The organism is Pseudomonas sp. (genome assembly GCF_026224925.1).
Lineage (GTDB): Bacteria > Pseudomonadota > Gammaproteobacteria > Pseudomonadales > Pseudomonadaceae > Aquipseudomonas.
In genome coordinates this window covers 1-5,032 of record NZ_JAMFRV010000580.1, presented here as the reverse complement: position 1 = coordinate 5,032, position 5,032 = coordinate 1, and the positions used below count along the sequence as shown (strand labels likewise).

Sequence of the window (5,032 nt, the reverse complement as noted above, 5' to 3'; positions counted from 1 at the left end):
CGTCTTATCTGGCTCGCCATGGCGAGCCAACGCATGTTGAGCAATTGGCGCAGCATAATTGCCTGCTGTTCATGCTGGGCAATCGGGTGCATGACCATTGGCAATTTCACGACGGCAAGCGCGAAATGGGCCTGACCGTACGTGGCGACCGCTTCAGTGACGATGCTGACGTTGTGCGCTTGTGGGCAGTCGCGGGGGCAGGGGTGGCTTATAAGTCCTGGCTGGACGTTGCCGCCGATGTGCACGCTGGCCGCTTAAACGTGTTAATGCCGCAGTTACAGGGAGAGTTGGCACCCCTTAATTTGCTGTGCGCCCATCGTGCGCAACTAAGTAAGCCGGTGAATCTATTGCGCGAAATGCTGAAGTTGCGTTGTGCCGAATTGGCCCCGCGGATAACCGTCAGCGAGTGACGCCATGTTAAAACTGTGAAATCCTACGCAGTATAAGGAATTGTCTTACGGTAAATGAAAGCAGTCGTATTAATAAAATCCAGTAATGACAGCGTCAAGCGCAGAACACTCCGTTAAGACGTCGTATTTTCTTGCGTGTTTTGTGTGTTTCTTCTGTAGGCAATTCCCTTAAGCCACGCGTACGATTTTTGCGGCGCTGCCTGTAAGTGACCGGCCAGCCAAGCTTTCAAGGTCGGTGGAAGATTTAGAGGCCGTTTTCAGAGAGAGATGAGATGACCGACTTTGGCTATAGGGTGCCAATGGCGGCCTGATCGTGAGTTTAATCCCCATTTCGTAAAAGAGCGCTGGGCTTATACTTGGCGACATCGGCCGAGTCGTCAGTCGTCAAGCAGGACTTGCCTGTAGGACAATACCGACACGCTTGAATGGTACAGATGCTCTAGGCATAAAATTGCGTCATATATAAGGTCGCAATATCACGCTCCGGATAATTAGGTGATATATAGCCCTCACTTTGGCGGCTTAGCGTCTTGGCTGGATACAATTTGCTGTTCACTATGTCAGTGCGATAGACGAATGTTTCAACAGGGAGTGAATACATGGAATATGCACCTTGCATTAGCCAGATTGCCACGTTGTTGGCTGACCCAAAGCGCAGCGCAATGATTTGGGCGTTGATGGACGGGACCGCCCGCCCGGCGGACGAACTTGCCCTGCTGGCTGGGCTGTCTACTTCGTCGGCGGGCGCCCATTTGGCACGGCTGGCTACCGGCGGGTTATTGAAGCAAGAGGCGCGCGGCAGAAAGCGGTTTTTCAGGCTGGCCGCGCCAGAAGTCGGTGCAGCGGTTGAGGCACTGGCCAGTGCCTCACTGGTCAGCACCGACCGCGTCAGCAAAAGCGTCTCGCAACCTGTATTGTCCACCCCACCTTTGCCGCTGCGAAAGGCACGGATCTGTTCCGATCATTTGGGGGGCGAGCTCGCGGCTGAGCTTTATCAGCGTCTTTTGGGCGCGGGCTGGATCGAGCAGCATGAGCAGCGCGTCGAAGTGACCAGTAAAGGCATCGCGCAGTTTGCGGAGCGCGGAATTTACGTTCCGGCACTGGCTCACCGCAAGCGTCAGACCGTCTGTGCTTGCCCGGACTGGAGCGAGCGCACACCTCATCTGGGCGGTGCTTTGGGGGCAGGTCTGTTGCAGTTGTTCATTCAGTTGGGCTGGCTGCGGCCAATGGATGAGTCCACCGCATTGCAGGTTTCTACCAGCGGGCAGCGCGAAATCAGCAAAATAGCCTCGGCTGCCTGACGCCAAAATTGTTGAAGTGTTCCCCTGTGCCGGGGAACACATCAACGGTGGATCAAGGTTTGACCAGTCTTGCGTCCAGGCTGTTCTGCGCCAGGCGTTTGGCCTGATCTTGCGTCATGCCCAGATGGGTGTGCAGTGCATGGAAGTTTTCCGTCACGTAACCACCGAAATACGCCGGATCGTCAGAGTTGACCGTGACCTTCACACCACGCTCAAGCATGTCGAGAATGTTGTGCTGGGCCATGTCGTCAAACACGCACAGTTTGGTGTTGGACAGCGGGCAAACGGTCAGCGGGATCTGTTCATCGATAATCCGCTGCATCAGTCGTTCGTCTTCGATAGCGCGTACGCCATGGTCAATACGCTCAATCTTCAACAGGTCCAACGCTTGCCATATGTACTCGGGCGGCCCTTCTTCACCCGCATGGGCAACCGTCAGAAAACCTTCGGCGCGTGCGCGATTGAATACCCGCTGGAATTTGCTCGGAGGGTGCCCCATTTCCGAGCTGTCGAGGCCGACGGCGACAAACGCATCGCGAAATGGCAGCGCCTGATCAAGGGTTTTTTCGGCCTCTTCTTCACTTAGGTGCCTGAGGAAACTGAGGATCAATCCGCTGCTGATCCCTAGTTTTTGCTGACCGTCTTTTAACGCACTGGCGATGCCATTGACCACGACTTCGAAGGCTATGCCTCGGTCGGTATGGGTTTGAGGATCAAAAAAGGGTTCGGTATGGATGACGTTCTGTGCCTTGCAGCGTTGCAGATAAGCCCAGGTCAAGTCATAGAAGTCCTGTTCGGTGCGCAACACATCGGCACCGCGGTAATACAGGTCCAGAAATTCCTGCAGATTGTTGAAGGCATAGGCCTTGCGCAGGGTCTCGACGTCAGCCCAGGGCAGGGCGATTTTGTTGCGATCGGCCAGGGCGAAAAGCAGCTCCGGCTCCAACGAGCCTTCAAGGTGTAAGTGCAGTTCTGCCTTGGGCAGCGCGTTCAGCCAATCGTACATGTGCTTTTTCTCATCAGGTGCAGATGCCGGCATTCTACAGAGGATGACCGTTGGGGGCGCAAAACCTGACCAGCCGGTTCAAAGTTCGGCTTGCGGCGGTTTACTGCTAGGGTTATTAACGAAACGTTTTGTGACTAACAACAGTCTGTAGTGCACATGTTATCCCCACGCTAGACACTTCCAAACCAAGGGCCCCAATGCTGACTTATTTAAAAGACGAGAAGTTTCTGCTGTTGGCAGTCCTTGCTGCGTTCATCGCTTTTCCCTTCGAGCACTGGCTGCTGAGTAATGGCCAAGGCACTGCGCTAGCCGGCGGGATCGCTTTGGTGGCGGCGATTGTTTGCGCCTCCATGCGCGTGGCCCATCACGCCGAATTGCTGGCGCACAAGGTCGGCGATCCCTACGGCACAATGATTTTGACGTTGGCGGCGGTATTGGTTGAAGTGGTGATCCTGGCGATCATGATGAGCAACGAACCTTCGCCGACGCTGGTGCGCGACACTATTTATTCGGCGGTCATGCTCGACATCAACGGCATCCTTGGTCTGGCTGCGTTGATGGGTGGTCTCAAGCACGGGGAACAATCTTATAACGACGATTCCGCGCGCACTTACAGTGTGATGATCTTGACCGCGATGGGCGTTTCCATGGTGGTGCCTGAGTTCATTCCTGAAGGCGATTGGAAGACTTACTCGGCGTTTACTATCGGCGCGATGGTGCTGTTATATGCACTGTTCCTGCGCATGCAAGTCGGGCCCCACAGTTACTTCTTCAGCTACAGCTATCCACAGAAAAAACGCAAGAACCAGCCAGCTGAGCAAGAGCAACCGATCAGTTTGACGCGCTCTATTGGTACGCTGGTGTTCGGCGTAGTGGTCATTGGTGCGTTGGCCGAAGTGATGTCGAAAACGGTCGACCTTGGCCTGGAAGGGACCGGCGCACCACCGGTAATGACGGCGATTCTAGTGGCGGCCATCTCCGCTGCCCCGGAGATTCTTACGGCGTTGCGTGCAGCGTTGGCCAATCGTATGCAGTCTGTTGTAAACATTGCGCTGGGTGCTTCGTTATCGACCGTGATTTTGACGGTTCCGGTCATGGAAGCGATGGCGCTTTATAGCGGGCAGCCGTTCCAGATGGCGATGACGCCGGTGCAGACGGTGATGGTATTTATCACCTTGCTGGTGAGTGCTATCAACCTCAACGATGGCGAAACCAACGCTATCGAAGGCATGACCCATTTTGTGTTGTTTGCGACTTTCATCATGCTGTCGTTGCTGGGTCTTTGAAACGGGGGCACGAGGCCCCCTTGATGTCTGCGCTTTTTGCTACCGGGGAAAGCTGCTACCAGGGAATAGTCTCACCCTTGTAGTTGATGAAGTGATGCCCGCCTTTGCCTGCATACGCGTCAATCTGTTTAACCAAGCCCTCGGTGCTGGTTTGCACATCGATGTCGGCGCCTTCGCCACCCATGTCGGTTTTTACCCAGCCTGGGTGCATGGACAGCACCGTTGGCCGTGGCTCTGCAAGTGAAGTGACGAAACTGTTGGTCACGGAGTTCAGAGCCGCTTTGCTGGCTTTGTAGAGCACCATATCGTTGCCTTCCGGGCAGGTAACGCTGCCCAGCACGGAGCTCATGAACGCCAATACGCCGGTATCAGGACGAACCTGTTGAATCATCCGTTGCGCTAGTCGAACTGGCGCGGTGGCATTGGTCAGGAACAAATCGCCCAACTCTTTCGCCGTTGCCAGCTCAGCGCTTTGAGGCCGGGGGCCGCTGACACCGGCATTGATGAACAGCAGGTCGAACACCTGCCCCTTGAGCTTCTCGGTGAAGGCATTCAGGGAATGCAGCTCATTGATGTCCAGAGTTTCGACAACAACGTGGGCAATGCTTTGCGGTCCGCTGGGCTGATTTCTGTCTCGCACCGTGGCGGTCACCTGCCAACCTTGTTCGGTCAAACGCTGAACCAATCCGAGGCCCAAGCCCCGGGATGCGCCAATGATTAATGCGGTTTTTATACTAGGCATGGATGAACTCCGTGTTCCGTTAAATGGATTCAAGGACTTTAATGGACAACGTTGGGCTGGCGCCGTTTCAGTTCGGACACGTTCAAGGCTTTTGTACTAACTGAGTAAAAATCGACCAGCACGACGCACGCCATGAAATATAGGGATCTGCGGCAGGCTTGCACGGGTTATCCACAGGATGCTCCACAGATATTGTGCGCAAGCCAAAATCGCTGGAATAAGGGCAGGCCGTGTTGTATCGGGTGGCGATAAGCTGTCCTAACAGGCTGTTTTAAATTGTTTTTTTT

General features: G+C 54.8%; 5 protein-coding genes. 3 read left to right on the top strand and 2 right to left on the bottom strand.

From position 1 onward, the window contains the following. On the top strand, positions 1 to 410 hold a 410-nt coding region (locus tag M0974_RS24255), incomplete at its 5' end, for a LysR substrate-binding domain-containing protein (protein WP_297842966.1). A gap of 599 nt (positions 411 to 1,009) precedes the next feature. Next, a complete protein-coding gene (locus M0974_RS24250) occupies positions 1,010 to 1,711 on the top strand; it encodes a helix-turn-helix transcriptional regulator (protein WP_297842963.1) in 702 nt (233 codons plus the stop codon). 52 nt (positions 1,712 to 1,763) lie between these two features. Here M0974_RS24250 and M0974_RS24245 read toward each other — a convergent pair whose 3' ends face one another. Continuing rightward, complete coding sequence (locus M0974_RS24245) at positions 1,764 to 2,717, bottom strand: adenosine deaminase (protein ID WP_297842960.1); 954 nt, start codon at positions 2,715 to 2,717, stop codon at positions 1,764 to 1,766. A gap of 197 nt (positions 2,718 to 2,914) precedes the next feature. On the opposite strand from M0974_RS24245, the gene M0974_RS24240 reads away from it, so the two are divergent. Continuing rightward, complete coding sequence (locus M0974_RS24240) at positions 2,915 to 4,003, top strand: calcium:proton antiporter (protein WP_297842958.1); 1,089 nt, start codon at positions 2,915 to 2,917, stop codon at positions 4,001 to 4,003. Positions 4,004 to 4,058: 55 nt separating this feature from the next. Here the strand turns inward: M0974_RS24240 and M0974_RS24235 are convergent, their stop codons facing one another. Further along, complete coding sequence (locus M0974_RS24235) at positions 4,059 to 4,745, bottom strand: SDR family oxidoreductase (protein ID WP_297842955.1); 687 nt, start codon at positions 4,743 to 4,745, stop codon at positions 4,059 to 4,061. Positions 4,746 to 5,032 lie beyond the last annotated feature (287 nt).

Coding starts and splice junctions, on each gene's coding strand:
- M0974_RS24245 (WP_297842960.1), bottom strand. CDS start 2,717: ATGTACGATTGGCTGAACGCGCTGCCCAAGGCAGAACTGCACTTACAC.
- M0974_RS24250 (WP_297842963.1), top strand. CDS start 1,010: ATGGAATATGCACCTTGCATTAGCCAGATTGCCACGTTGTTGGCTGAC.
- M0974_RS24235 (WP_297842955.1), bottom strand. CDS start 4,745: ATGCCTAGTATAAAAACCGCATTAATCATTGGCGCATCCCGGGGCTTG.
- M0974_RS24240 (WP_297842958.1), top strand. CDS start 2,915: ATGCTGACTTATTTAAAAGACGAGAAGTTTCTGCTGTTGGCAGTCCTT.